This is a genomic window from Stutzerimonas stutzeri (assembly GCF_002890915.1).
GTDB lineage: Bacteria > Pseudomonadota > Gammaproteobacteria > Pseudomonadales > Pseudomonadaceae > Stutzerimonas > Stutzerimonas stutzeri_AF.
On record NZ_POUT01000021.1, the window covers coordinates 1 to 26199 of the forward strand.

The 26199-nt window shown below is 55.9% G+C and carries 20 protein-coding genes; 11 read left to right on the forward strand and 9 right to left on the reverse strand.

Features of this window, described 5'->3' with window-relative positions; translation table 11 throughout:
- Window positions 1–220: 220 nt before the first annotated feature.
- Window positions 221–940, reverse strand: coding sequence for an FMN-dependent NADH-azoreductase (locus CXK94_RS21445; protein ID WP_102895807.1), 720 nt, complete (start codon window positions 938–940; stop codon window positions 221–223).
- Window positions 941–1057: 117 nt separating this feature from the next.
- Here CXK94_RS21445 and gcvA point away from each other — a divergent pair, with 117 nt between their 5' ends.
- The 6 genes from gcvA to CXK94_RS21480 all read left to right on the forward strand — a co-directional run bounded on the left by gcvA (window position 1058) and on the right by CXK94_RS21480 (window position 7723).
- Window positions 1058–1963: a transcriptional regulator GcvA gene (gene gcvA / locus CXK94_RS21450; RefSeq protein ID WP_102895808.1), complete on the forward strand. Its 906-nt coding sequence runs from the start codon at window positions 1058–1060 to the stop codon at window positions 1961–1963.
- A gap of 783 nt (window positions 1964–2746) precedes the next feature.
- Window positions 2747–3706, forward strand: coding sequence for a cysteine synthase family protein (locus tag CXK94_RS21455; protein ID WP_080977987.1), 960 nt, complete (start codon window positions 2747–2749; stop codon window positions 3704–3706).
- Window positions 3707–3721: 15 nt separating this feature from the next.
- Entirely contained in the window at window positions 3722–4306 is a 585-nt protein-coding gene (locus CXK94_RS21460; protein ID WP_234462123.1) for a phosphoribosyltransferase family protein, read from the forward strand.
- The gene (locus CXK94_RS21465) at window positions 4290–4940 is read left to right on the forward strand and encodes a YggS family pyridoxal phosphate-dependent enzyme (protein WP_180984465.1); all 651 of its coding nucleotides are present in this window, start codon (window positions 4290–4292) and stop codon (window positions 4938–4940) included. Before CXK94_RS21460 ends, CXK94_RS21465 begins: the two co-directional genes overlap by 17 nt.
- Before the next feature lie 139 nt (window positions 4941–5079).
- On the forward strand, window positions 5080–5976 hold the full coding sequence (locus CXK94_RS21470; protein ID WP_234462124.1) for a DMT family transporter: 897 nt from the start codon (window positions 5080–5082) through the stop codon (window positions 5974–5976).
- 1039 nt (window positions 5977–7015) lie between these two features.
- Window positions 7016–7723: an autoinducer binding domain-containing protein gene (locus CXK94_RS21480; RefSeq protein WP_102895810.1), complete on the forward strand. Its 708-nt coding sequence runs from the start codon at window positions 7016–7018 to the stop codon at window positions 7721–7723.
- Here the strand turns inward: CXK94_RS21480 and CXK94_RS22865 are convergent.
- Window positions 7716–8015, reverse strand: coding sequence for a hypothetical protein (locus tag CXK94_RS22865; RefSeq protein ID WP_376778235.1), 300 nt, complete (start codon window positions 8013–8015; stop codon window positions 7716–7718). The genes CXK94_RS21480 and CXK94_RS22865 overlap by 8 nt on opposite strands.
- 129 nt (window positions 8016–8144) lie before the next feature.
- On the opposite strand from CXK94_RS22865, the gene CXK94_RS21490 reads away from it, so the two are divergent.
- Window positions 8145–8753 carry an acyl-homoserine-lactone synthase gene (locus CXK94_RS21490; protein ID WP_053089822.1) on the forward strand — a complete coding sequence of 203 codons (609 nt, stop codon included), beginning with the start codon at window positions 8145–8147 and terminating at the stop codon, window positions 8751–8753.
- Window positions 8754–9175: 422 nt separating this feature from the next.
- Window positions 9176–9805 carry a hypothetical protein gene (locus tag CXK94_RS22360; RefSeq protein WP_146032324.1) on the forward strand — a complete coding sequence of 210 codons (630 nt, stop codon included), beginning with the start codon at window positions 9176–9178 and terminating at the stop codon, window positions 9803–9805.
- A 162-nt stretch (window positions 9806–9967) separates the two neighbouring features.
- Here CXK94_RS22360 and CXK94_RS21495 read toward each other — a convergent pair whose 3' ends face one another.
- From CXK94_RS21495 to CXK94_RS21505, 3 genes are all read right to left on the reverse strand, one after another.
- Complete coding sequence (locus CXK94_RS21495) at window positions 9968–12850, reverse strand: SIR2 family protein (RefSeq protein WP_080977990.1); 2883 nt, start codon at window positions 12848–12850, stop codon at window positions 9968–9970.
- A gap of 103 nt (window positions 12851–12953) precedes the next feature.
- The gene (locus CXK94_RS21500) at window positions 12954–14201 is read right to left on the reverse strand and encodes a ribonucleotide-diphosphate reductase subunit beta (RefSeq protein WP_102895811.1); all 1248 of its coding nucleotides are present in this window, start codon (window positions 14199–14201) and stop codon (window positions 12954–12956) included.
- A 294-nt stretch (window positions 14202–14495) separates the two neighbouring features.
- Window positions 14496–17357 carry a ribonucleoside-diphosphate reductase subunit alpha gene (locus CXK94_RS21505; RefSeq protein ID WP_102895812.1) on the reverse strand — a complete coding sequence of 954 codons (2862 nt, stop codon included), beginning with the start codon at window positions 17355–17357 and terminating at the stop codon, window positions 14496–14498.
- A gap of 712 nt (window positions 17358–18069) precedes the next feature.
- Between CXK94_RS21505 and CXK94_RS21510 the strand changes: the two genes are divergently transcribed.
- Both CXK94_RS21510 and CXK94_RS21515 read left to right on the forward strand, forming a co-directional pair.
- Window positions 18070–18792, forward strand: a complete 723-nt coding sequence (locus CXK94_RS21510; RefSeq protein WP_037039228.1) for a winged helix-turn-helix domain-containing protein — start codon at window positions 18070–18072, stop codon at window positions 18790–18792.
- On the forward strand, window positions 18789–20390 hold the full coding sequence (locus CXK94_RS21515; protein ID WP_102895813.1) for an ATP-binding protein: 1602 nt from the start codon (window positions 18789–18791) through the stop codon (window positions 20388–20390). The genes CXK94_RS21510 and CXK94_RS21515 overlap by 4 nt, the downstream gene beginning before the upstream one ends.
- Window positions 20391–20694: 304 nt before the next feature.
- On the opposite strand, the gene CXK94_RS21520 is transcribed toward CXK94_RS21515, so the two are convergent.
- From CXK94_RS21520 to CXK94_RS21530, 3 genes are all read right to left on the reverse strand, one after another.
- Window positions 20695–23142, reverse strand: coding sequence for an acyl-CoA dehydrogenase (locus CXK94_RS21520; protein WP_102895814.1), 2448 nt, complete (start codon window positions 23140–23142; stop codon window positions 20695–20697).
- Window positions 23143–23227: 85 nt separating this feature from the next.
- Window positions 23228–24367: a mechanosensitive ion channel family protein gene (locus CXK94_RS21525; RefSeq protein WP_102895815.1), complete on the reverse strand. Its 1140-nt coding sequence runs from the start codon at window positions 24365–24367 to the stop codon at window positions 23228–23230.
- Between the two features lie 125 nt (window positions 24368–24492).
- Complete coding sequence (locus CXK94_RS21530; RefSeq protein WP_037039220.1) at window positions 24493–24849, reverse strand: rhodanese-like domain-containing protein; 357 nt, start codon at window positions 24847–24849, stop codon at window positions 24493–24495.
- A gap of 356 nt (window positions 24850–25205) precedes the next feature.
- Between CXK94_RS21530 and CXK94_RS21535 the strand changes: the two genes are divergently transcribed.
- Complete coding sequence (locus tag CXK94_RS21535) at window positions 25206–25700, forward strand: hypothetical protein (protein ID WP_102895816.1); 495 nt, start codon at window positions 25206–25208, stop codon at window positions 25698–25700.
- Between the two features lie 48 nt (window positions 25701–25748).
- On the opposite strand, the gene CXK94_RS21540 is transcribed toward CXK94_RS21535, so the two are convergent.
- Window positions 25749–26174, reverse strand: a complete 426-nt coding sequence (locus CXK94_RS21540) for a DUF1810 domain-containing protein (RefSeq protein ID WP_102895817.1) — start codon at window positions 26172–26174, stop codon at window positions 25749–25751.
- Window positions 26175–26199 lie beyond the last annotated feature (25 nt).

A 26199-nucleotide genomic window follows, 5' to 3' on the forward strand; every position in this document is an offset into this window, starting at 1 on the left:
TCAAACCCAGGCAACCGTTCGGACTAGTGGGGAGAAAAACCTGCTTCGACCCAAGCTCTCTCACGGTCTCGTAACCAGAGGGAAGTACGGCCTGAAGCAGGCTAAGTTAAGACTTACAAGGGAAGTCGGTTCCATATCGCCCCTATGAGCGGGAGGCTCCGCCCAGTCGCGGCGACCGAACGCCGCTTCGCTCGCCTCGTCCGGCCGCCATCCAGGCTCGCTAGCTCGCTTCGGCCTGGCGCTGGCTGACGCGGGGGCGTGGCGCGGCGATGGTGCTCTGCAGTTCCGCCACCAGCGCATCCACCTGACGCAGCGCCTCGGCCACCGAATTGGCCAGCAGCTCGCCCCCCACCTCCTGGCCCTCGATGGCGATCTGGTGGATGCGGGTGATGCCGATGAACCCCAGCGCGGTCGCCAGGTTCGGCTCCAGATGGTTCATATGCGCCATCGCCCCTCCGGGGCCGAAGCCTACGCCGCCCCGGGCGGTGAGGATGACCGCGTGCCGCTCCCGATCCGCCAACATGGGCACGTAGGGATCAAGCGGGTTGCTGTCGTCCAGCCCGACCGTGCGGTTCAGGCGCACCACCTGATCGATCCAGGCCTTGAGCGCCGCCGGCATGCCGAAGTTGTAGAGCGGCGTGCCGATGACCAGCACATCGGCGGCCAGCAGTTCGTCCACCAGCCTGTCGCTTTCGGCCAGGGCATCCTTCATCCAGGGTTGTTGACGCTCCTCTGGCGTGAAGGCCGACGCGATCCAGTCGTGGCTGACGAAAGAGGGCGGGTTCTGGCCGATGTCCCGGTAGGTCACGCCATCCTGCGGGCGACGCGCCAACCATTGACTGATGAAGCGCTGGCTGAGGTTGCGGCTGTGAGAACCGTGTTCGTCCTTGCCGGCAAGGCCGGGGCGGGCGCTGGCGTCGAGGTGCAGAAGGTGCGTCATGGCGAATCTCCTCTGTGATTCAATTCATCTGTCGTTCGCGGTAAATCCAGCCTAGGGCTAGGCTGTACGAGCGACAAACGACCATTTCTTCCAACTACAGATGAGAGAAACTCAGCCATGGCGCACCGCCGCTTACCTTCGCTTTCTGCGCTGCGAGCCTTCGAAGCCGCCGCTCGCCACGAGAGCGCCAAACAGGCTGCGGAGGAGCTGTCCGTCACGGCTACGGCGATCAGCCACCAGATTCGCTCGCTGGAGGAGTCGCTCGGCGTGGCGCTGTTCCTGCGCAAACCGCGCAAGCTGGAGCTGACCGACCCGGGGCGCGAGCTGCAACAGACGCTGGAAGCCGCGTTCGACAGCATCAGCGCCACGGTCGAACGCCTGAGCGCGAAGCCCTGCCGCCAGGCGATCACCCTCAGCACCACACCGGCCATCGCGGTGCGCTGGCTGGTGCCCTGGGTGTGCCTGCTGCGCGATTCGCATCCGGATATCGACCTGCGCTTCCACACCTCCCACGAGCCGGTGGCGCTGGATGGCGTCACGGCCGACATCGCCATCCGCTACGGCGACGGCCGCTGGCCCGGGCTGGTGGCGGAGAAGCTGTTCGATAACACCTTCGTCCCTGTCTGCAGCCCGCACCTCGGCTTGCGGGATATAGCCGAGCTGCCCAAACACCCGTTGATCCATTTCCGTGCGCAAGCCGCCTTGTCCGCGCCGATTCATTGGGCGTCGTGGCAGAAACTCGCCAACGTGCCGGGGCTGGATGTGAGTGCCGGGCTGGTCTTCTCCGACGAGACCCACGCCATCTCCGCCGCCATCGGCGCGCAGGGCGTCGCCTTGATGAGCCGTCAGTTGATTGAGGATGAACTGAGGGAAGGGCGGCTGGTGCAGCCATTCGGGCCGGAGATGGAGGGCAAGCCGTTTCATCTGGTGTACCCGGAGAGCCGTCGGGATGATCCGACGGTTCGGGCGGTGAGGGAGTGGGTGATGAAGGTGCCGGGTGGGTTGTGTGAGCTGACTGGCTAGTTCACCGCAGCGTAGGGTGGAAAACGGCGAAGCCTTTTCCACGTATTTCTTCCAGATATCCTCGCTTACATCATCATTCGCTGACCTCAGCTCATCCGTAACCGCACCAGTCGATCGTATAGATGCCTTGTCATAAAGCCCGATGGAAGCTGGATCGTGGCCAGTCGACTACGCGCTCGATGAGTTTCGTCCAGCGGCTGGCATGTTGTCCTAATGCAACTCAGACATCCACTGCCAAGCGCCTTTCCGGGCCTCAAGGTTGGCAAGGTGCTCAAGTCCCAGCAATCCGTATAAATGATTTAACGATCAGTGGATGCCGGAGCTGTAACAACCACGTTGCGTCAGGAGTGGCGATCCGCGCCAAGGGTTCAATACCTCCTCTATTCATCGCGAATGGCTTCAGTGAAGGATTTGTCGATTAGCTCGCGCCGGCTGCATCTGTGCTGTAGGAAAAGCTGACAAGTTAGAGCTAATGGATCATTGGCAACAAACTCTAATTTGTTCACTGCCTGCCGCTTGCTGTCATCGCTACCGCTTCGCAGTGACTTGGCTGGTATGCCAAATATCTTCAGGCTAATCGATATGCCCAAAGCACTAAGGAAATCCTATCAGATTAGGTAGGTTGCAGCAGGCCTTGAATGATGAAACATTCGAAACTCTAAGGTGAAAGGATATAAAAATATTCTAATACTTTTAATCTTGCTAGGAACTACTTGGCCTAAGTGGCTAGATCCTACCGGTAGGAGATCGCAACCGGGCAGTAAGAAAGGGGAAGGCGGAATTATGTCTAAGCAATTAGAGCTTGACCAGGTTGGCAATACGCCAATGCATCGTGTAAGCAGTATTAATTTAAATGGAAATACTGTGTTTGCAAAATGCGAGTTTATGAATCCAACGGGAAGTCATAAGGATCGGACCTTCTTGTATATGGTAAATAAATTAGAGTCTGAGGGGAAGATAAGGCCAGGGATGACTCTCGTTGACTGCTCGACCGGTAATGGGGGAGCCGCTCTTGCCTGGGTTGGAAAAAAGAAAGGATATGATGTAAAAATATTTATGCCAGAGGGTATGACTGATGAGCGTAAAGCCCAGATATACGAATATGGTGCGGAACTATTTGAGACGGAAAAATCTTTGTTCTTGAATGGGGCTGTTCAGGCTGCCCAGGATTTTGTTAGGGGAAAAGATCCAAGGGAGATTTATTTTCTGGATCAGGGTTCGAATCTTCTTAATAAGGCTGCATGGCTAGAATGCGGCAATGAAATTGTTAGATACCTTGAGTCGGAGGATGTTGTCCCTGACTATTTTGTGTGCTCAATAGGAACTGGTGGCACTTTTTCGGGGATATCGGAAGTGTTGAAGTCTCGTTTTCCTAACATAAGTACAGTAGGTATTGAGGTCGATAAGTCAGCGCCTTTGTATGCGAAGAAAAATAATATGGAGTTTACGCATGCCCCACACAATATGATGGGTTTGGGGGCGGGTGTGCTTTCTAGTAATACAAATGAATCGGTTGTGGATAATATAGTGATAGTCAATGGGGAGAAATCTTGGAGTCGAATGAAACAGTTTATTGTGGAAGAAAATCTAGGGATTGGACCTACCTGTGGAGCGAATTTGCTTGTTTGTGAAGAATTGTGCCGCATGCTTCAAAGTAAGGTGGTTATAACTTTATTTTTTGATTCCTCTTGGAAGTATAAAAGTCGTTGGTCTGGTGTTTATCCTGAATACTCAGTAAGTTAATTATGACGCGAGGGTATGAAAATGCTTCTGAAAAGCGTATATGCGGCGGCAAGAGTTGTGAAGTCAGGGAAGCACCTAACAACTGTAAACGAATTTACGGATCAGCTTCCGGCTCTTAGGCCAACGGTTTTGTGGGAAGCTGCCTTAGCTGTAATGCAAGTCGGAGATTTAAAAGTAACTAAAATAGTTACTGAGGAAGATAAGGGTGCCCCCTTAGCAACCTTGGTTTCAGTGATGTCGAATACTCCACTTGCGATTGCGCGTTGGTACCCCTATGGTCTAGATTCTTACAATGAGGTAAAAGTTGAGTTGGAGTCGGAGTATTTCCAGGGGGTCTTATATTTGAATGGAATTGTGCCTGGGGATAAGGTTGCAATTATTGATGATACTATTAGTACCGGAGGAGCTTTGATAGCCCTTGTCAAAGCAATACGGGCTGCGGGGGCTGAGGTTAGCGAAATTATTTGTGTTGTTGAGAAAGTTGAAAATGGTGGTGTGGCCAGAGTATTAGAAGCAACCGGATTGCATGTCAAAACTGTGCTCAAGATTTTCGTAACTGAAAATGGTGTTGAGGTACTCGAAGATGCAAAGCATTCTTGAAAACTATCACTCCGTTAAAAATGAGATCCAAGCAGCATCAGTATTAAAGCCTAAATGTCGCCTCGTAGTGGTGTCAAAGTTTCAAGGGGCTGATAGAATACGTCTATTATTAGCTGAGGGACATAGGGTTTTTGGGGAAAGCAGATTAGAAGAAGCGCTTGGGAAATGGCCCTCTTTATTACAGGATTTCCCCGATACTAAGCTGCATTATATTGGTGCCCTGCAGTCACGAAAAATCAAAGATATCGTCCGGATGTTTGATGTTGTTCAGTCTATAGACAGAGTAGAAGCTGCTGCCCGGATAGCACGCGAAATTGTTGCGCAAGGTCGAAATTTGTCATGTTTTATTCAAGTAAATATTGGAAGGGAGCCTCAGAAGTCGGGGGTTTTTCCGGAGCATTTTGAGCGCTTGTTTCGGCAGTGTGTTGATGAGTATGCCTTAAAGATATCCGGCGTTATGTGTATTCCTCCTGCATGTGAAAAGCCTGCCCCTTATTTTTCGAGAATGAAAGCCATTCAGGAGCGATTTGATCTTCCCGAGTTAAGCATGGGGATGAGTAGTGATTATCTAACGGCTATAGAATATGGTGCTACAATAGTAAGAGTAGGGGCGAAAATTCTTGGCTCACGCTAGTTGACCACAGTAGAATGCAGATTTATTTGCGGTAATTTTGATTTGCGGCTTGGAGATTTGAGGTCTGGCTTTTTGATAGTGGCTTTCAGTAAGTATGAAATTATATTTTTTGTAAAACATTGCTATCAATGGAAAGGAAATGCATAAGAGTGCCTCTGGATTGCCAGTGTTTGCTTGTTTTTGTTTGGCTATTTCTATGTTTATGGTTGGAGCTAATATTGCCATTGGAAAGCTGGTGATTTTAGAGCTTCCTGTTTTTCTTTTTGCGGTTTTGCGATTTTTCATTGCTAGCGTGGTATTGCTCCCCGGGATGTTTCGATCGTCATTTCGACAGGGGCTAAATTTCTATGCGTGGCGTGGGCTTTTTATTCAATCTTTTTTCGGTTGTTTTTTGTTTAGCATATTTATGTTGTATGGTGTGAAGTATACAACCGCAATGAGTGCTGGGGTTATAACAAGCGCTCTTCCGTCCATAATAGCTCTGTTGGCTTGGGTATGGTTGCGTGAGCGAACACATGGCCGAGGAATAGTAGCAATTATTTTTGCGGTTACTGGTATAGCTGTTTTGAACCTACAAGATGCCGCTTTCTCCGGCACAATGACTGTTCTAGGGAATGCCTTGGTGCTGGGGGCCGTTTTGGCTGAGGCAATTTTTGCTGTTTTTTCTCGACACTTATCTCTTACAGTACATCCGTGGAGTATGGCGTTTGGCGTTAATGTTGTTGGATTTATCTTGTTTATGCCTTTAGCTATTCCACAAGCAATAAGATTCAATTGGACTGGCCCATCTGCAGAGCTTTGGGGTTGGGTTGTATTTTATTCTATCACTGCAAGTGTTCTTTCATTTCTATTTTGGTATAGGGGGATTTCGCAGGTTCCGGCAAGCGTAGCTGGATTATTTACTGGCGTGATGCCTATCAGCGCAGCGTTGATAGGTTTCGGAGTGTTAAGTGAGATTTTGTCATTTGGCCAGCTTTTAGGCATGGTTCTGGTTATTTTGGCAATATTATTAGGTGCTAGCCAGAAAGCGATTTAGTAACCATGATGCCTCTCTAAGCTATTATTTTTGTGCCACCTGTGGTTGGTTTTGAAAAAATAGCCATATGTTGGCTTCCTCCTTCAGCGATTTTGGATGTGGTCAATCAATCCAGAATCCCCAAACCATCCGCGTTTCCTGGTTCATAGCCGCTACGGGTAGTCGCGGCACTCCCTTTTCGCATTCAGACGAGCTTTACCTGCGGTGGCCAGCACATGCTGGCGTACTTTGGTGTGGCCGAACTGGTGCTTGATCATCTGGGATGGGCGATCTTGGCTCTAGCTGTTTCTTGGCTTTCTCTATCGTGCGCCTTCGGTGCCCAGAGCTTGCCATGTTTCTTGTGGCTGTTGCAGATGGTTTGTGACGGTGACGATCTCATGCTCGGGATGCTTTTCGATCTTGGCATATCTGGTGCGTTTCTGGGGTACGCTTGCCTCCTTGTTCTTGAGCAGACTCGGCGTATGATCCACATAGCGTCAACGATTGCGCTCTGGCACAGCGTGGCCATTAGCGGATAAGCTGGATGATTGCGGCCATTTTTATTTCTCAGTAACGTGGCATGATCAGCACAATCAAATCTCGGAGTCACCTGATCCCTCTTGAATCGGCTATTTCTTAGAGCGACTACTTAGGCCAATTCGTGGCTTTGAATCTATGGAGATGGCTAGTCTAAGCCATTAGTCGTATATGCACAGCGAGCTGGGGCGAGCATTCTCGACCATAGCTGTGTTGTTAGTTCTATCCGAGCAGATTTTAGGCGCGCAGGCGTTGTGTTTTGAGTGTATTCGTTAAAACTTGTGCTCAAGTATGCGGATTCATTCGGAATTGCATTCTTTGATTTCGTGTTCTCTGCGTCTAATTGGCGAGTAAAGCTTCAGAACAGGGCTGCATTTTGCAAGTGCCTTACGCGTCTATGCTAATTGAACTATGACAGCAAGCCAGCAAATGGCTCCACAGCTTTTAGTAGTATCAGCGCTAACGGCGCTATGAGATGTCTGTTGGAGCAAACATGCCCATAGACAGATGATAGCGAGCCTATATGTACGATTTTTCCGAACTCTTAACTGCCACGAGCTTGACGGAGTGGTTCTCTAAGCTTGTTCGCCTATCCGCAAGTGTCAATGCAGAGCAGGTTCTCTTCGCGCTAAAAAAGGAGAAGCTGGCTCCTAATGACAATGCGATAATTCTCAGCACCTATCCCAGTGAATGGCGTCAGAAATACGACGAAAATGGGTATGCTTCTGTCGATCCCGTAGTTCAGAAGAGTTTTGCTTCAGCTTTACCAATCCTCTGGGACCGGAGCATATATGAGACGTTTGAGCAGTTAGCATTCTATGAAGAGGCTGCGGCCTACGGTTTGATTCAAGGAATCACTTTGCCTCTGCACGGGCCGGGGGGCGAAACCGGCCTATTAAGCTTTAAATTTACTCTTTCAGACAGGATGAATTATACAAAAAACATTGAACGTTATCTGCCAATAGCCTCGTTGCTTAGAGATTACGCTATATCCAGCAGTACAGCGCTGCTCAAGCTAGATCAGAAGCAGAAGGTGAACCTAACGCGCAGAGAATACGAGGTACTAAAATGGTGTGCTGTAGGTAAAACCGCTTGGGAAACATCAATAATTTTGTCGTGTAGTGAAGCAACCATTAATTTTCATTTGAAAAATGTACGGAGGAAGTATGGTGTTGATTCCAAAGGGTTGGCGGTTGTAAGAGCAATACAGGGAGGAGATATAATTATTTGATGGTTGCTCTTCGGTTTAGGCATGGTGCGACAGTGGTTTTGTGGTTGGTAGGTGTGCGAGGGGAGTAAGTACAATATTGATAGAGATCTTCGTCGTCAATAATTCCTGCGAGATAGAGCTCTGCTAGTAGTAATACCGGTGAAGATATTTGACTGGTGCATTCAATTCGACTTGCTCCGGCTTGACTGATGCCAAATTTCATCCAGAATTCGCTTTGGCTTTGCTTTCTTAATAACCTCAGGCTTCGCATGCGCTCAATTATTAAATTGGCCCGCTTTCCCACGTTTTGCATGTATCACCTCCTGCTAAACAAGTTACTCTATCTCTCTGTACTTTAATAAGTAAGCTATCAGGATTGATAGCTGTTCCTATTTATTCATATTGAATAATGTGCACCTTCATTCTACGCGAGGTGCTGACTATGTATATAAAGATAGGGAAGCGTACGGAGTTTACCGAAATCCAATTGCGCGAAATGTATAGCCTGAGGGCTGAGGTGTTTAAGCATAAAAAGGGGTGGGAAGTACAGGTCATTGACGGTATGGAGCTAGATGGGTACGACGCGCTTGACCCCTATTATGTAATTGCTAACAGATCAATAGATAATAGAGTCAGCGGTTGTTGGAGGATCATACCGACTGTGCGCCCCTATATGCTTGAACATACATTTCCAGAGCTTCTTTATGGGCAGTGTGCACCAAAAGCAGCGAGCATTTGGGAATTGAGTAGGTTTGCTATTATCGCCGAGCAAAACAGGTCGATGGCATTTTCGGACATAACGCTAGAAGTGATAAGAAAAGTATTTGAGTTTGGTGTTAGTCAAGGAGTCTCTGAGTTTGTGACGGTAACGGTCCCAGGAATTGAGCGCATGCTCAGGCGTCAGGGCTTGGTTATCCGACGATATGGCCCCCCCATTCAAGTGGGAGTGGAAAGGGCTGTGGCCATCATGATTAAACTTAACAAAGTATCACTTGCCGCGGTTGGGATTGTAGATCAAGAGAAATTGCAGAATCAAGAGCTGGCGGCGTGACCATGTGAATAACAACCTGCCAAGTGCGGTGGGTTGTTATTAATATAAAGTATTGCAAACAATACTGCCTGTCGATATTCTGTCCCTAGATAAAAGTCGGAGATATTTATGGAGTTAGGCCCACCTCTGTCTGCCGCAGGTTATAACGATTTATTTTTAATAGTGGCGTTGTCGGGTAATCCGTAACGGGGATAAGTGGAGTGTTGCCCGTGCTACAGAGCTAATCCCGTAGGATGGACAGTGCCTGATTCATACGCGGTGTGGTCGAAAGGCGCGCTGCTGGATAAGCGGAGTGTTATCTAGCGTCATCACGTTTTTCTATCGATAATTGCCGAGCGTGGCGTGGAAAATGGCGAAAGCTTTTCCCTTCTATGCATTATATAGGGGACTTACTTTAAGATAAGGTTATATCAGGAGTATTAATGTTTAGAAAGATTTTTGATGGTGCCTTACTTTTAGCCCTGTTGACCGGGTTTCTGTTTTGTGCTGGCACAGCTAAGAGACACGGATACTTTCTGATGCTTGGCCTTGATTCTGATGTGTTGGGAGTCGATACGGCAGCCATTTTATATAACGGGTTGTTGATTTCTTACGGTCCTGTTTTTATTTTCGCACTTGGCTTGTTTCTTTGTGTTTTTGTATATTCCTATCTTATATTGCCGGCATATATAGACTATGGTCGCAGCTCTTTTGGGCGAAGGAGGAAGCTTATTAAGTTGAGACGATTGTGTTTGGGGAAGAGAAAAGATACTTTGGTGGAAAAGAAGGCAAAGCGCTTGGTGGTGAGTTTTGGTATTGTATTGATTTTGTTGATGGCTTTCTTGTTTTTCTTGGCTTCAATGGAGAGTAAAGGGAGGACTCAGGCTGCAGATATATTGGTGACTGCTAAAGGTGATGATTCGGCAAAGAATACTAAAGTCAGGATTCTTGGACAGGATATCAGTTACGTTTTGCTCGCATGTGGCTCAAGGAATTGTGCTGCATTGAATCCATTATCTATGGAGGTCCAGTATTTCTCGCAAGATAAAGGGTTCTCATACGTTGTGGAATAAGTTACTAGCTCACCAATCGAAGGGTATTGGTAGCGCTATATATTGTGCTCGATTAGTTTTATCGTGTGGAAAAACGTAACCACTCCACAAGCCTCGTCTCCCTTTGACGAGGCCCTCTATCAGGATGCTGTTCGCGGGCAGTTCCACGGCGGCATTATTAAGTTAATTATCTTTAACCCTTTTTTGATACCAGTCAGTACAATACCTTTCTATATCCCAGCTGCTAGTGGAACGTATTGATTTCATAGTGGGTGTCTTAGGCAATGTGTTTATAATCTCTTCTATTTTGTTTGCTAGCGGAGGGGCAACCGTTTTCCAACTTTGGTGTGCGTACAATAAGAAATAGAGGTAATCTTCGCTGCCTGATATTTTCAGCGTTTCGCCGATCCAGCTAAATGCATATCCTTTATTAAGCTCTTCATCTGCGGTGTTGTCTTTTGATATCAGAAGTGCTGATTTTGCATAACAGTTCAATGCATCTTCATATCTTTCCATAAAGTGAAGGCATCTTCCGGTATTTCCATATAGTGTATATGGTACTTCGCTATTAAAAGAGTTTGGAGATATGATTTCCTCAAGCTCGTAGCTGGATAAGAAGAAGTTTAGAGCGAGATTTATATTTTTTGCTATTTTCGAGTCTCTGTAAGCAAGATTTAATCGATGTTTCGCCGACCATATATCAGAGTCCCCACTCCTCGATATTAAGTGCTGGGCTTCTTCGCCGCACTTTATAGCGTCTGCGAAATTTCCATTGTACCAATGAAGGTGTGTGTATAATGATAAAGAAAGTATGTATTCGTTGTTTTTTCCGGCGATAGAGGTCTTGTAGCTTTCTAGATGTTTTGTTGCGGAGCTGTTGTCTCCATAGTCAATGATAGATGTGATGGCTTCGTTTATGAATTTTGGAAGGTTTTTTATTTGGCTTGTGTTTCTTTTGCTCCATTGTAATCCGTCTAGCAAAAGGCACGATAAGCGTACAAATTCTTCTATGTAGCCTGACCTGATTATTGCGTCATGTATTTCAAGTAGTAAGGCTATGGCGTCGTTATATTCTTTGTTGTTTATTTGGAGTTCAATTTTATTGGACCAGGATTTGAACTCGCCGAGGCTTAGTATTTGGTTGAGTCGAGGCTTTAGAAGTACGATTACTCTATCGTAATAGCTAATGAATAAAGATATGTATTTTTTTTGTTCGTGCGATGGGAAATTAGTTTTGATGAATTCTTTGACAAGTGGGTGCAGTTCTAGATACGACTCTTCACCCTTTACTACTATAAGATGAAGGTCTTTCAGTGTTCTTAGGGATTTTGAGAATTGATTATAGTTTAATTCGCTGCCAATGATCTTTGATATTTCCTCTTCAGTTTCAGAGGTGACTGCCTCCGCTAGAGTTCGCAGTAATATCTTTTGCTTGCTATTAAGGCTGTCCCATATCTCCCTCAAGATTCGCTCTGAAAGAAATGAGCTCTCAGATGGTGCTGTAATGTGTTTCTTTTCAATTTTTAATAAAAAATCGTCAACCTCGCGTAACCCTCTCTTGGCTTGAGCTAATATCAAGGATATCCATAGTGCATGACCGTCTGTAAATTTATGGGCCCGCTCGGCGATTTGCTCTATATGAGTACTGCCTATTGGTAGCTTTGATGAACTAAATAATTGAAGGACATCTTCTTTAGTTAGACCTGAAAGGCGAAGCTGTAAAAAGTCGACTCCGGCATAATGAATGAAAGGTCGACAGGTGAAAATAAATTTTGAGTTGTGGTGGTTTTTTAATGCTAGCTCTACAAGCTTTCCTATATTGCCTATGGGTTCGAATTTTTCAAGGTCAATATAGGAGTCTACATTGTCGAAAACAAAAAGGCAGCTTTTATCCTTTAGTTCTCTAAAGAAAATATTTATTAGCGTGTCGGTTTCAAGTCCTACCAGGTTTTCATGGGTTATATTGTTATAAGTTATTCTCTCTATGATGTTTATGATTTTTAAGTCGAAGTTGTGTTCTTGTTCCTTGAAGTCTCTCCAGTCTATGATTTCATATTTCTCAGATTTTTTACTTTGTTCGCTATAGTATGCAGCTAGAGAGGATTTACCTTCTCCTCCGATACCAGTGATAAAAAATACTTTAAAACTATCATCAATTCCTAAAGAGCGAAGCTCTGAGTCACGCCCTACCCAGTAGTCAATATTGGGTGGTATGTCTGTCCCTTCGTTTTTTAGCTCAAGCTCACTGCTTTTGTCCTCAAGCTGTTTCGAGGTCTCCTCAGGCAACTGCTGCAATGGCATAGGAGCTTGTTTTATATTGAGTAGATTGTCTATTAGCTCTTCTACTTCGTCATTTTTTGAAAGTTTAATTTTACTTATTCCATCGAATTCTCTCTCTGCAGTGGTTGCCCAGAAATGAGGGCGACCGAAACCGGAGTATAATGTTGATATCTTTTCAAATAATTTCTCTACATATGGATCGTTAAAGCTAAAGCCAATAAAGAGGCAGCTGCAGCTCGAGAATATCTTTTCAAGCTGGAATTTACCTAGTGTATTTCCGGAGTACAGCCTTATGTAGTCGTCGTTAAATACTATGCAACTATCGAGGCGGGAGATGTCGCCATGTATTTTTAATATGAACTCGCTCTGTGTGTCTATTTTGGATAGATTGTATGCGCTGCTGGTATCAATTACAGTGGCAGATTCTGAGTTATATTCTATTAGTTTATCATAGTTTGTGGTTATGATTTTATTTGAGATTTTACATAGTTTCTTGTGTATTTCGCTTTGGACTCCGTTGCTTAATTTTTTTTCAAAGCTCTCGTATATTTGCTTCTTGTACTTGTCTTTTAACTTTTCAAGTACCTCAATCGGTGAAAGTATTCCAACCTCAAGGTTTTGCTCGTACACATTGGCGTTTGGGATCCTATCTCTATTGTCAGTTAAAAATATTTTTACTAAATCTGCCCAAGTTGGTAGTCCTGCATTTGTTGAAAAGCCAGATCCAACAAAAAGCACAAGTGTGTTATTTTGCACTGATTCTTTAAGATCAAATGGGATGTTCATTTAACTTCTCTAGAAAAAAGCCCCGCACTAGGCGGGGCTTTTAAGTTAAATCCCAACATCCATGGCAGGTGTAGGGTTAATCTACGCCAATGTCAGTTGGCCATCAATCCCAGCTCAAAGCCCCACCCGTCTGATACTCAATCACCCGCGTCTCGAAGAAGTTCTTCTCCTTCTTCAGGTCCATGATCTCGCTCATCCACGGGAACGGGTTGGTGGTGCCTGGATACTCTTCCTTCAGACCAATCTGCGTCAGGCGGCGGTTGGCGATGAACTTGAGGTAGTCCTCCATCATCGCGGCGTTCATGCCGAGCACGCCACGGGGCATGGTGTCACGGGCGTATTCGATTTCCAGCTGGGTGCCCTGGAGGATCATCTGGGTCGCTTCGTCCTTCATCTCGGCGTCCCACAGGTGCGGGTTCTCGATCTTGATCTGGTTGATCATGTCGATGCCGAAGTTCAGGTGCATGGACTCGTCGCGCAGGATGTACTGGAACTGCTCGGCGGTGCCGGTCATCTTGTTGCGGCGGCCCATGGAGAGGATCTGGGTGAAGCCGCAGTAGAAGAAGATGCCTTCGAGTACGCAGTAGTAGGCGATGAGGTTGCGCAGGAACTGCTTGTCGGTCTCCGGGGTGCCGGTCTGGAAGGTCGGGTCGGAGATGGAACGGGTGTACTTGAGGCCCCAGCTGGCCTTTTTCGCGACGCTGGGGATCTCGTGGTACATGTTGAAGATCTCGCCTTCATCCATGCCCAGCGACTCGATGCAGTACTGGTAGGCGTGGGTGTGGATCGCCTCTTCGAAGGCCTGGCGCAGGATGTACTGGCGGCACTCGGGGTTGGTGATCAGGCGATAGGTGGCCAGCACGAGGTTGTTGGCGACCAGGCTGTCGGCGGTGGAGAAGAAGCCGAGATTGCGCTTGACGATGCGGCGCTCGTCTTCGCTGAGGCCGTCCTTGCTCTTCCACAGGGCAATGTCGGCGTTCATGTTCACTTCCTGCGGCATCCAGTGGTTGGCGCAACCATCCAGATACTTCTGCCAGGCCCAGTCGTACTTGAAGGGGACGAGCTGGTTGAGGTCGGCGCGGGCGTTGATCATGCGCTTCTCGTCGACGCGCACGCGGGCGGCTTCGCCTTCCAGTTCGTTGAGGCCTTCGCGCACGTCCAGTTCGTCCAGCGCACGCTTGGCGCGGGCGATGGCGTCGGAGTCGTCAGCGGCAACGGCGCGGGCTTCTTCCACGGAGCCGGCGGCTTCGTTGTCCAGCTTGGCGGCGGTCTGGCTCGCCGGCTGCGCGGCTGCGGTGGCCGGCGCGGCGGTGGTGGTTTCTTCTTCGTCGAATTCGTCCCAGCTCAGCATGTGCGGTTGCTCCTGATTGGGGACCGGGCATGGCCGGTCGGATGTATGGGTGGCTTTTGGTTGTGCACGCAAAAGCGCGGAAATTGTTGGTCGCGGTCGACCATGAGTGGGTCGCATCGGTGGATGCGGAAAGCGGCATCCACCCTACGAAACAGGCCACTCGGTGCGAGCGTGCAGCTGAGCGAGTGGCTGCAAGGCGCCCGGCAGGAGGAGCCCCTGAGCGTACTGATGTACGCAATGGGGGCCGACTCGCCGGGCAACGTCGCAGCCGCCGTTCAGATGCGCGCGACTTTCTTACTGACAGGCTTCGCAGTCGGGGTTATCGATGGAACAGGCCTGCGGTACCGGTGCCGGCTTCGGTTCAGCACTCAGGCTTTCGTCGATCACCGAGCTCACGGCGTTCAGCTTGCCGGTGTTGATGGTGGACTTCTCGGTGCTGGTCGCGGCCAGGGCACGGAGGTAGTAGGTGGTCTTCAGACCGCGGAACCACGCCATGCGGTAGGTCACGTCGAGTTTCTTGCCCGAGGCGCCGGCGATGTAGAGGTTCAGCGACTGGGCCTGGTCGATCCACTTCTGGCGGCGGCTGGCGGCCTCGACGATCCACTTGGTTTCCACTTCGAAGGCGGTGGCGTACAGGTCCTTCAGGTCCTGCGGGATGCGTTCGATCTGCTGCACGGAGCCGTCGTAGTACTTGAGGTCGTTGACCATCACTGGATCCCACAGGCCGCGGGCCTTGAGGTCGTGGACCAGGTAGGGGTTGATCACGGTGAACTCGCCGGACAGGTTCGACTTGACGTACAGGTTCTGGTACGTCGGCTCGATGGACTGCGACACGCCAACGATGTTGGAGATGGTCGCGGTCGGCGCGATGGCCATGATGTTGGAGTTGCGGATGCCTTTCTTGACGCGCTCGCGCACCGGCGCCCAGTCCAGCGATTCGGACAGGTCGACGTCGATATACTTCTGGCCACGGGCCTCGATGAGGATCTGCTGGGAATCCAGCGGCAGGATGCCCTTGGACCACAGTGAGCCGTCGAAGCTGGAGTAGGCGCCGCGCTCGTCGGCCAGGTCGCAGGAGGCCTGGATGGCGTAGTAGCTGATGGCTTCCATGGACTTGTCGGCGAAGTCGATGGCGGCATCGGAACCGTAGGCGATGTGCTGCAGGTACAGGGCGTCCTGGAAGCCCATGATACCCAGGCCCACCGGGCGGTGCTTGAAGTTGGCGTTCTGCGCCTGCGGCACGCTGTAGTAGTTGATGTCGATGACGTTGTCGAGCATGCGCACGGCGGTGCGCACGGTGCGCTCCAGCTTGGCCGCGTCCAGCTTGCCGTCATTGATGTGGTTGACCAGGTTGATCGAGCCCAGGTTGCAGACGGCGATCTCATCCTTGTTGGTGTTCAGGGTGATCTCGGTGCACAGGTTGGAGCTGTGCACTACGCCCACATGCTGCTGCGGGCTGCGCAGGTTGCACGGGTCCTTGAAGGTCAGCCACGGGTGGCCGGTCTCGAACAGCATCGAGAGCATCTTGCGCCACAGGTCCTTGGCCGGCAGGGTCTTGAACAGCTTGATCTTGCCGTACTTGGTCAGCTCCTCGTAGTACTCGTAACGCTCCTCGAAGGCGCGGCCGGTGAGGTCGTGCAGGTCGGGTACGTCGGACGGGGAGAACAGGGTCCAGGGGCCGTCATCGAACACGCGCTTCATGAACAGGTCCGGAATCCAGTTGGCGGTGTTCATGTCGTGGGTACGGCGACGGTCGTCACCGGTGTTCTTGCGCAGCTCGAGGAATTCCTCGATGTCCAGGTGCCAGGTTTCCAGGTAGGCGCAGACCGCGCCCTTGCGCTTGCCGCCCTGGTTGACCGCCACGGCGGTGTCGTTGACCACTTTCAGGAACGGCACGACGCCCTGGCTCTTGCCGTTGGTGCCCTTGATGTAGGCGCCCAGCGCGCGTACCGGGGTCCAGTCGTTGCCCAGGCCGCCGGCGAATTTGGACAGCAGGGCGTTGTCGCGGATGGAGTCGTAGATGCCGCCCAGGTCGTCCGGCACGGTGGTCAGGTAGCACGAGGACAGCTGCGGACGCAGGGTGCCGGCGTTGAACAGGGTCGGCGTCGAGGCCATGTAGTCGAAGGACGACAACAGGTTGTAGAACTCGATGGCGCGCGCTTCTTTCTGCTCTTCCTCGATGGCCAGGCCCATGGCCACGCGCATGAAGAAGATCTGCGGCAGCTCGAAGCGGACGTTGTCCTTGTGGATGAAGTAGCGGTCGTAGAGGGTCTGCAGGCCGAGGTAGGTGAACTGCTGGTCGCGCTCGTGATCGAGCGCCGCGCCCAGCTTGGCCAGGTCATAGCCCTTCAGCTTGGCATCGAGCAGTTCGAACTCGACGCCTTTCTCGATGTAGGCCGGCAGGGCCTTGGCGTAAAGATCGGCCATCTCGTGGTGAGTGGCGGACTCGGCTACGCCGAGGAAGCCCAGGGCTTCGGCACGCAGGGTGTCCATCAGCAGGCGCGCGGTGACCTGGCTGTAGTTCGGCTCGCGCTCGACAAGGGTGCGGGCGGTCATCACCAGCGCGGTGTTGACGTCCTTCTCGGCCACTCCGTCGTAGAGGTTCTTCAGGGTTTCACGCTCGATCAGCGCGCCATCGACTTCGGCCAGGCCTTCGCAGGCCTCGGTGATGATGGTCTGCAGGCGGCCCATGTCCAGCGGCTGCTGGCTGCCATCGGCGCGGGTGACGCGGATGCTCGGGTGCGGCTGGGCGATCTCGCCGGCAACGCTGGCGCTCTTGCGCTCCTGGGCGCGGGCTTCGCGGTAGATCACGTAGTCGCGGGCGACCTTCTGCTCGCCGGCGCGCATCAGGGCCAGTTCGACCTGGTCCTGGATCTCCTCGATGTGGATGGTGCCGCCCGACGGCATGCGGCGCTTGAAGGTGGCGGTGACCTGCTCGGTCAGGCGCGCGACGGTGTCGTGGATGCGCGAGGACACGGCGGCGTTGCCGCCTTCCACCGCGAGAAAGGCCTTGGTGATGGCAACGGTGATCTTGTCGTCGGTGTAGGGCACGACGGTACCGTTGCGCTTGATCACGCGCAGCTGGCCCGGGGCGGTGGCCGCCAGATCCGGGGTATCGGCTGAAAGCGGGTTCTCGCGAGTGGATTGGTTCTGCATGGGGGCTCCGGATTCTCTCTGGTCGCGGTATTCGTTCTGTGCCGGGCTCGGGTGAGCCCGGGCATTCCTTACTACATGACTGCATGAAGCATGCCCCGGCGGGCCGGCGCATGCGGTGTCGCAAAAAAAGGGATGACCCGACCTTCCCAGGTGGAGTCGACGTCCCGGAAGAATAGTCAGGCTGGATGAACTGTCAACACAATATGTTGTGTTTCTAGTCGATTCCTAGCACAGCTGCTTGGTCCGGGATTGGAGTCGCTGGCCAGCCGTCAGGACGCTGCATTCAGGCTTGACGGGAGGCGGATAAAGGTTGTTTCAGGTAGCGGAGAGAGGGGCTGCACGCTCGGCCTCTGGTGCTTCCGTGATTGTGTCGCAGTGCGCCTTCCACCCCAACATCTAGGGGGTAGGAAGCGAAGGGGCGACAAGATAATGCTGGCCCGGCGCCAATGCAAGGCGCATTGCCGGGATAAGCTGTGGATAACATGTGTGTGTTTTGTGGGTGAAATGCGCCACTGCCGGTACAGCCCGCATGGTATCGGCGCTTGCCCGGAAACCGACGAAATACGCATCGTTGAGGCATCTTCTTCCGTGGCGGCGCGACACTATATGTTGTGTTTGTTTCAGTACGGTTTTTCGGCCTCGTCTGGCATCCGGCCTTGGGTACAATGGCCGCCGTTCAGCGGGTGCCTGATGGATCACGGGAGGGCGGGGGATGGAACAAGAAGCGTGGCGGATTCTCATCGTCGAGGATGATCGGCGGCTGGCCGAGTTGACCCAGGAATACCTGCTGGCGAACGGCGGTTTCGAGGTCGCCATCGAGGCCGATGGCGCCCGCGCCGCCGAGCGCATCATCGAGGAGCGCCCGGACCTGGTGGTGCTCGACCTGATGTTGCCCGGCGAGGATGGCCTGTCGATCTGCCGCCGGGTGCGCGACCGCTACGACGGGCCGATCCTCATGCTCACCGCCCGCGCCGACGACCTGGATCAGGTGCTGGGACTGGAAACCGGCGCCGACGACTATGTCTGCAAGCCGGTGCGGCCGCGCCTGTTGCTGGCCCGCATCCGCGCCCTGTTGCGCCGCCGCGAGGGCCTCGAGGTGCCTCCCGCGGCCGTCAAGCGCCTGCAGTTCGGCCCGTTGGTGGTCGATAGTGCCCTGCGCGAAGCCTGGCTGCGCGAGCAGCCGATCGAGCTGACCGGCGCGGAGTTCGATCTGCTCTGGCTGTTGACCTCCAATGCCGGGCGCATCCTCTCGCGCGAGGAAATCTTCGCCCAGTTGCGCGGCATCGAGTACGACGGCCAGGATCGCTCCATCGATGTGCGCATTTCGCGCATCCGGCCGAAGATCGGCGACGATCCGGAGCATCCGCGGCTGATCAAGACGGTGCGCGGCAAGGGCTATCTGTTCGTTCCCGAGGCGGCCGAAGCGCTGCGATGAATTCCATTTTCCTGCGCATCTATGGCGGTGTGCTGGCGGTGCTGGTGCTGGTGGCGCTGCTCGGCACCGGCGGCCTGCAGTTGCTCAACGAGGTGCGCGCGGACGCGCATCGCGAGCGCCTGGCCGGCGGCACCTTCCGTCTGATGGCGCACAACATGAGCAGCATGACGCCCGTCGAGCGGCGCCAGGCGGCGAACCTCTGGGGGCGGTTGCTGGGGATTCCGCTGCGGGTGCGCACGCTGGACGATGTCAGCCTGGACAGCCGGCTGGAGGCACGCCTGCTGCGCGGGCAGGTGCTGGTCGAGCAGATTCGTCCGCGCAGCACCACGGTGTTCAGCCTGGTCAGTGCCCGGGATCGGCTGGTGCTTACCGGCGAGGTGGAGCAGGTCAGCGAGCAGCTGGCGCGCGCCACCATCTACCTGCTGATCGACGAGCTGATCCGCTACCCCGAGGCCGAGCAGCCGCGGCGCCTGGCCACGCTGAAACAGGCGCGCGGTTTCGGTTTCGACCTGGAACTGGTGACGCGCGACAGCGCCAACCTGGACGACGATCAGCGCCGCCGTCTCGACGAGGGCGACACGGTGATGGCGCTGGACCGGGGGGGCGAAGCCGTTCGCGTATTCGCCGCGATCGCCGGAACCGGCTGGATCATGCAGCTGGGGCCGCTGTATCCGCTCAATCCCTACCCGCCGCAGTTGCTGCTGCTGATCGGCGTGCTCGGCCTGTCGCTGATCGGCCTGACGGTCTACCTGCTGGTGCGCCAGCTGGAGCAGCGGCTGAGCGAACTAGAGGGCGCAGCCACGCGCATCGCCGCCGGTAACCTGGAAACCCGCGTGCCGGATGCCGGCACCGACTCGGTCGGTCGGTTGGCGGCGGCGTTCAACGGCATGGCCAAGCACCTGCAACGTCTGCTGGCGGTGCAGCGTGAGATGGTCAGCGCGGTGGCCCACGAGCTGCGTACGCCGGTGGCGCGCCTGCGCTTCGGCCTGGAGATGAGTGCCGAGGCGGCAAGCGACGAGGCGCGCCGCAAGTACCTGGAAGGCATGGACGGCGATATCGACGACCTCGATGCGCTGGTCGACGAGATGCTGGTGTATTCCCGCCTCGAGCGTGGCTCGCCGACGCTGAAGTTCCAGCGGGTCGATCTGCGCGCGCTGGTGGATCAGGTGATCGGCGAGCTGGCGCCGCTGCGGCCGGATATCGACGTCGCGCGTGGCGACTGCGTCGCGGCCGCGGATGGCAGCTGCTGGGCCGAGGCGGAACCGCAGTATCTGCGCCGCGCCCTGAGCAACCTGATCAGCAACGCCATGCGCCATGCCGAGCACCGGGTACGGGTCGGCTTCGCCATCGAGGCGCAGCAGGTGCGGCTGGACGTGGACGACGACGGTCCCGGCGTGCCGGAGGAGGACTGGGAGAAGGTGTTCACGCCGTTCCTGCGCCTGGACGACAGCCGCACCCGCGCCTCGGGCGGGCATGGGCTCGGCCTGTCCATCGTGCGGCGCATCATCTACTGGCACGGCGGCCGCTCGCAGCTGGCGCACAGCGAGCTGGGCGGCGCCCGTTTCAGCCTGGTCTGGCCGCGACGCCGGCCGGATTGAGCGAGGCGTCGGTGGTTGTGGTTGAGTCGGGCTCGAGGGCGGATGAGCGGGTTCGGCCCAGGTGTTGCTCTGCCGGTTCGTTTGTTGGGCTTCGCAGGCTCAACCCAACCTACGACCGGGTTTCGGCTCTGTAGGTTGGGTTGAGCGTAGCGAAGCCCAACGAGGGTGATGCCAGGCGATACGTTCGTGCGAGTTGGGCTTCGGCGCCGGGCGCCTCAACCCAACCTGCACGCCATTCAGTTCACCATGGGCGCGATGTCCGGAATGCGGCGCATGCAGCGTCATCCCCCGGTGATCTGCGGCTTCAACGTATCTTCCCGTCCTGCAGCTGCAGCTCCTCCTTGGCGAAGTCGTCCACGTCGATGACCGTGCGGCGCGCCTCTTCGGCGGTCTGCAGGCGCTGCGCTTCGGCTTCGTCGATGACCCCGGCGGCCAGCGCCACGGCGATCGGGTGGCCGTCGGCCTGCGGCATGATGGTGCCGGCCTTCAGCGCCTTGGCCAGTTTCTGCGCCGCGTCCTGGCTGGCGACCAGCACGTCGAAGGCGCGCTTCAGGGCGCCGAGCGGCTGTTGCGGGTCCTGTGGGCGGTACATGCCATCGAGGATGCGCTCCAGTGCCGGGTCGCCTTCCGGACGGCCGAGCAGGGCCGCCACTTCGGCATCCAGCGCATCGGACGGCCCCTTGTGGCGGGCGCCGAAGGGGAACACCAGCGCATGCAGTACGCAGCCCAGGGCACGGTTGGGGAAATTGGCGAGCAGGTTCTTCAGCGCTTCTTCCGCTTTGGCCAGGCAATCCTCCAGGGCCCAGCGCAGTAGCGGTTCCTGTTCGGCGGGCTGGCCCAGGTCGTGGAACCGCTTGAGTGCCGCCGAGGCGAGATACAGCTGGCTGAGCACGTCGCCCAGCCGTGCCGACAGCCGCTCGCGGCGCTTGAGTTCGCCGCCCAGCAGCATCATCGAGAGGTCGGCGAGCATGGCGAAGGCCGCGGCGATGCGGTTCAGTGCGCGGAAGTAGGGGCGGGTGAGGGCGGTGCCCGGCACGCGGCCCATGAGACCGAAGCTCAGCCCCAGCAGCAGGGTGCTCGCGGTGTTGCCGACGGCGAAACCGATGTGCTGCATCAGCAGGCTGTCGAATTTCGCCACCGCCGCTTCGCGGTCGGGTTCGTGTAGCACTTCCATTTCCCGCAGCACGAACGGATGGCAGCGGATCGCGCCCTGGCCGAAGATCATCAGGTTGCGCGAGAGAATGTTGGCGCCTTCGACGGTGATGGAGATCGGCGCCGACAGCCACAGGCGGCCGAGGTAGTTGTTCGGCCCGAGGATGATGCCCTTGCCGCCGTGGATATCCATGGCGTCGCTGACGCAGGCGCGGCCGCGTTCGGTGAGGTGATACTTGAGGATCGCCGAGAGCACCGAGGGCTTCTCGCCGAGGTCGACCGCGTTGGCGGTGAGGGTGCGCGCGGCGTCCATCAGCCAGGCGTTGCCCGCGATGCGCGCCAGCGGTTCCTGGATGCCCTCGAAGGCGGCCAGTGGCACGTTGAACTGTTCGCGGATCTGCGTGTAGCGGCCGCAGGTGTAGCTGCAGATCTTGGCGGCGCTGGTGCCGGTGGCCGGCAGTGAAATCGAGCGGCCGACCGACAGGCAGTTCATCAGCATCATCCAGCCTTTGCCGATCATCTCGCGCCCGCCGATGATCGCTTCCAGCGGCACGAAGACGTCCTTGCCCCAGTTCGGCCCGTTCATGAAGGCCGCGCCCAGCGGCAGGTGGCGACGGCCGATGGAAACGCCGGCGGTGTCGGTGGGGATCAGCGCCAGGCTGATGCCGAGTTCTTCCTCTTCGCCGAGCAGATGTTCCGGGTCGTAGGTCTTGAAGGCCACGCCGAGCAGGGTCGCGACCGGGCCGAGGGTGATGTAGCGTTTCTCCCAGTTCAGGCGCAGGCCGAGCACTTCCTCGCCTTGCCAGTGGCCCTTGCAGATCACCCCGCTGTCGTTCATCGCGCCGGCGTCGGAGCCGGCATAGGGACCGGTGAGGGCGAAGCAGGGGATGTCGGTGCCGTCGGCCAGGCGCGGCAGGTAATGGTTGCGCTGTTCGTCGGTGCCGTAGTGCAGCAGCAGTTCGGCCGGGCCGAGGGAGTTGGGCACCATCACGGTACTGGCCAGGTCGCCGCTGCGGGTGGCCAGCTTCATCACGATCTGCGAATGGGCGTAGGCCGAGAAGCCCTTGCCGCCGTATTCCTTGGGAATGATCAGGGCGAAGAAGCCCTCGGCCTTGATGTAGTCCCAGGCGGCCGGCGGCAGGTCCAGGCGCTGGGCGATGTCCCATTCGCTGACCATGGCGCAGAGCGTTTCGGTCGGGCCGTCGAGAAAGGCCTGTTCCTCGTCGCTCAGGCGTGCCGGCGGGTAATCGAGCAGGGTGTCCCAGTGCGGCCGGCCGCTGAACAGTTCGCCGTCCCACCAGACGCTGCCGGCCTCGATGGCGTCGCGCTCGGTGGCGGAAATCGGCGGCAGCACTTTCTTGAACCAGTCGAACATCGGGCCGCTGAAGTATTTGCGGCGAAGGCCGTCGGCCAGCAGTGGTACGGCGACGGCGATCAGCACGAGCCAAAGCACGAGCATCAGCCAGCCGGGTGGTTCCTCGGCGGCGCTCATGAGGATCAGGTAGGTCGCGACGATCGCCAACGCCGGAATCGGCGAGACGCGCAGATGAGCGATCACCGCGATGCCGAGCAAAAGAACCAGCAGCCAGAGCAACGTCATTGGTTTTTTCCTTGTAGGGCCGAATGTCTTCCTTGTTCAGCATAGGCCCTGGCCGCCGGGGCGACGAAGCGGCCCATTGCCGCCATCATGCCGTCGGTTGGGCATCCTGCGGCGGCTGGGAGGACGGCGCATCCTGAGTGGGCGCGGACTCCTCGCGGGGAAGCCCGGCCACGGTGACCTCCGGGAGCCTGCCGCCGATGAACTCGACGCTGCGGGTCGGGAAGGCGAACTGCACGCCCATGCCGCGGATGCCGTCCAGCAGGGCGAGGTTGATCTCCTGCTGGGTGTCCATGTAGCGGTTGTAGTCCGAGACCTGCATGATGTAGACGACCTCGAAGGTCAGCTGGCTGTCGTCGAAGCCGAGGAAATGCGCGCGGTCGAACTTGGCGATCTCGATGCCGTCGATGATCCGCTTCACCAGCGCCGCCACGTCCTTCACCTTCTCGCTCGGCGTGTTGTAGGTGATGCCGAACTTGAAGACGATCCGCCGGGTGTTCATGCGCTTGTAGTTGTGCACGATCTGCCGCAGCAGGTCGGCGTTGGAGATGACGATCTGCTCACCGCTGAGGGCGCGGATGCGGGTGGTCTTCAGGCCGATGTGCTCGATGGTGCCGGCGACCTCGCCGAAGACCACGAAGTCGCCGATCTCGAAGGGCTTGTCGACGCCAATGGACAGCGAGGCGAAGACGTCGCTGAGCAGCGTCTGCACCGCCAGGGCGATGGCGATACCGCCGACGCCGAGGCTGGCGACCATGGCGGTGATGTCCACGCCCAGGTTGGCCAGGATCGACAGCAGCATCATGGTCCAGACGACGATGCGGATCATGATGCCGATGATGGTGGTGGTGACCGGATTGCGTGCCTTGCCGTCGCGGGTCAGGCTTTCCATCCACAGGCGCACGCCGGTGTCCATCCACAGGGCGATCTGGAATGCCAGGGCGATGAACCAGCCATGGGACATCGTCGATTCCCAGCGCTCCGGCAACTCCACCGCCTTGAGAGCGATGAGCAGCGAGAAGGCCAGGATCAGCAGGCGGCTGGTGCGCGCGAGCAGTTCGGCGGCGATGCCGAGAAATGGGGTCTTGGAACGCGAGGCGAGTGTGTTCAGGCGCCTGGTGACGATGCCCAGAATGGTGCGCAGGACCAGGTAGCTGACGAGGGTGATGCCCACCACGATCGCCATGTTGATCCAGAATGTTTCGTTGAGCAGGGCGTCCCAGTTCATCTAATCCTCCGGCAAGGGTGCGCGTGAGCGGCGAAGACCACGTTTTTCAGTGGTCCTCACCGTCCAGAAGTTCCCGAGACGAAGGAGGAGGGCGCCGGCCCGGCGCGTCGGGGTGGCCGGGCTGGTCAGTTCTGGCGCAGCGCCGAGTCGAGCTGTTCGTAGCCGCCGGCGTTGATGACCTGGCGATAACCAAGCTCCTGCAAGAGATCCTGTGCCGCCGAAGAGCGTCGGCCGCTGCGGCAGTAAACCACCACCGGTGTGTCTTTGTCCGGTACCAGGCTGCCGATGCGTTGCGCCAGCTGTTCGGGGTCGATGCGGTTGGCCCCTGGCAGGGCCCCCGCCGCGAATTCTTCCGCGCTTCGCACGTCGATCAGCACGCTGCCGGGTTGCTGGAGCGCTTGCAGCGCCGCGTTCTGGTCGATGTCGCCTGCCATGGCGCCGAAACTCGAGGCGAGCAGTGCGATGAGGACGGGCATGCGCATGAGGCTTTCCTCGCAGCGCCGCCGGGGTGCGGCGCTCAGCTGAATATACGGGACAGATTGGGCAGGATCAGAATCACCGCCGTGGCGATGACGATCAGTGTTGCCTGCCGCAACTTCTTCTGCTTGAACATGGCGTGGCCTTTTCTTCTTCTGTGCCGCGAATTGTGGCGTGGCCGAAATGGTCGGGCGACATGCTGGCTCAGTTCTTTTCAGCCCTGCTCCGGCGCGAGAGGCACCGGACGCTCGCCCATGGGCAATTGACCAAGCAAGTTCCACACCAGCGCAGGCGTGGGGTATCGCAGCCGTAGGGCTCATTTCGTTGTCTTCATTGGGTAAGCCCTTGTACGGAGAGCGAGATGAGCAAGCACGAACTAGCGCTTTACCTGCTGCTTGCAGGCGCGTCGGCTGGTGCCCTGGCGCAGGAAGATGAGATGACCCTGCAGCAGGAGCGAGACCGGATGGGCGCCGAGATGGAAGAGAATCGCCAGCAGATCGGCAGGGATATCAACCGTATCCGTGAGCCGAATGGGCCGCCGGCGGATGCCGAAGGGATCGATCGCGGTGGCGTGCCGAGCGATGCAGTTCCTCCGCGGCCCCGCGCACCGGGTACCGCCAACCCGCCGGCAGGTACGTCGCGACCGGGTGGCGATGACGTGCGGCAGCCGACCAGCGGTCCCGGCGCCGATCCGGTACCGGTCATGCCGGGTGGTGCCAATGGAAACGTCAGCCCCGGCAGCGGCGTTTCGCCGGGTGGAATCGGAACAGATGACGGTAACGGCGCCGCTGCGGGAAGCAGCAGTGGCGGTGCGGCGACTGGCGGCCCGATGGGCGGAGCAGCCGACCAGCCTTGATCGCAGGTCGCTCGGGTTGCGCCGCATTCGTGCGGTTGTCTTCGAGGCTCAGCCGCCGAGGAGGGCAAGGCTCGCCGGGTCCGGCCGGCCCTCGAAGAATGCCTGCAGCGCTTCGTCGAACGGTGCCGGCGGCGGTGCGACGCGGGCGAACAGCGTCAGGCAGGAATGGAATTTCAGATCGTCCGGCGTGCCGAGAATCCGCTGCGCGCTTTGCCCGCGATGTTCCAGCATGGCGCGGGTACAGGCTTCCAGGCGCGGGCCGAGCAGGGGGTGTTGCAGGTAGGCGAGCGCTTCGGCCTCGCCCGAAATGGCGTAGCGGCTTGCCATGGCACTGTGTCCGAGGCCGCTCAGCTGGGGAAATATAAACCACATCCAGTGCGTACGCTTGTGGCCGTCGCGCAGCTCGCCCAGCGCCCGCTCGTACACCGGGCGTTGGGCGTCGACGAAACGCTGCAGGTCGTATCGATCATTCATAGGGGTAGCCGGGTTCCGGGTATTC

Coding starts and splice junctions, on each gene's coding strand:
- CXK94_RS21445 (WP_102895807.1), bottom strand. CDS start 940: ATGACGCACCTTCTGCACCTCGACGCCAGCGCCCGCCCCGGCCTTGCC.
- gcvA (WP_102895808.1), top strand. CDS start 1,058: ATGGCGCACCGCCGCTTACCTTCGCTTTCTGCGCTGCGAGCCTTCGAA.
- CXK94_RS21455 (WP_080977987.1), top strand. CDS start 2,747: ATGTCTAAGCAATTAGAGCTTGACCAGGTTGGCAATACGCCAATGCAT.
- CXK94_RS21460 (WP_234462123.1), top strand. CDS start 3,722: ATGAAAATGCTTCTGAAAAGCGTATATGCGGCGGCAAGAGTTGTGAAG.
- CXK94_RS21465 (WP_180984465.1), top strand. CDS start 4,290: ATGCAAAGCATTCTTGAAAACTATCACTCCGTTAAAAATGAGATCCAA.
- CXK94_RS21470 (WP_234462124.1), top strand. CDS start 5,080: ATGCATAAGAGTGCCTCTGGATTGCCAGTGTTTGCTTGTTTTTGTTTG.
- CXK94_RS21480 (WP_102895810.1), top strand. CDS start 7,016: ATGTACGATTTTTCCGAACTCTTAACTGCCACGAGCTTGACGGAGTGG.
- CXK94_RS22865 (WP_376778235.1), bottom strand. CDS start 8,015: ATGCAAAACGTGGGAAAGCGGGCCAATTTAATAATTGAGCGCATGCGA.
- CXK94_RS21490 (WP_053089822.1), top strand. CDS start 8,145: ATGTATATAAAGATAGGGAAGCGTACGGAGTTTACCGAAATCCAATTG.
- CXK94_RS22360 (WP_146032324.1), top strand. CDS start 9,176: ATGTTTAGAAAGATTTTTGATGGTGCCTTACTTTTAGCCCTGTTGACC.
- CXK94_RS21495 (WP_080977990.1), bottom strand. CDS start 12,850: ATGAACATCCCATTTGATCTTAAAGAATCAGTGCAAAATAACACACTT.
- CXK94_RS21500 (WP_102895811.1), bottom strand. CDS start 14,201: ATGCTGAGCTGGGACGAATTCGACGAAGAAGAAACCACCACCGCCGCG.
- CXK94_RS21505 (WP_102895812.1), bottom strand. CDS start 17,357: ATGCAGAACCAATCCACTCGCGAGAACCCGCTTTCAGCCGATACCCCG.
- CXK94_RS21510 (WP_037039228.1), top strand. CDS start 18,070: ATGGAACAAGAAGCGTGGCGGATTCTCATCGTCGAGGATGATCGGCGG.
- CXK94_RS21515 (WP_102895813.1), top strand. CDS start 18,789: ATGAATTCCATTTTCCTGCGCATCTATGGCGGTGTGCTGGCGGTGCTG.
- CXK94_RS21520 (WP_102895814.1), bottom strand. CDS start 23,142: ATGACGTTGCTCTGGCTGCTGGTTCTTTTGCTCGGCATCGCGGTGATC.
- CXK94_RS21525 (WP_102895815.1), bottom strand. CDS start 24,367: ATGAACTGGGACGCCCTGCTCAACGAAACATTCTGGATCAACATGGCG.
- CXK94_RS21530 (WP_037039220.1), bottom strand. CDS start 24,849: ATGCGCATGCCCGTCCTCATCGCACTGCTCGCCTCGAGTTTCGGCGCC.
- CXK94_RS21535 (WP_102895816.1), top strand. CDS start 25,206: ATGAGCAAGCACGAACTAGCGCTTTACCTGCTGCTTGCAGGCGCGTCG.
- CXK94_RS21540 (WP_102895817.1), bottom strand. CDS start 26,174: ATGAATGATCGATACGACCTGCAGCGTTTCGTCGACGCCCAACGCCCG.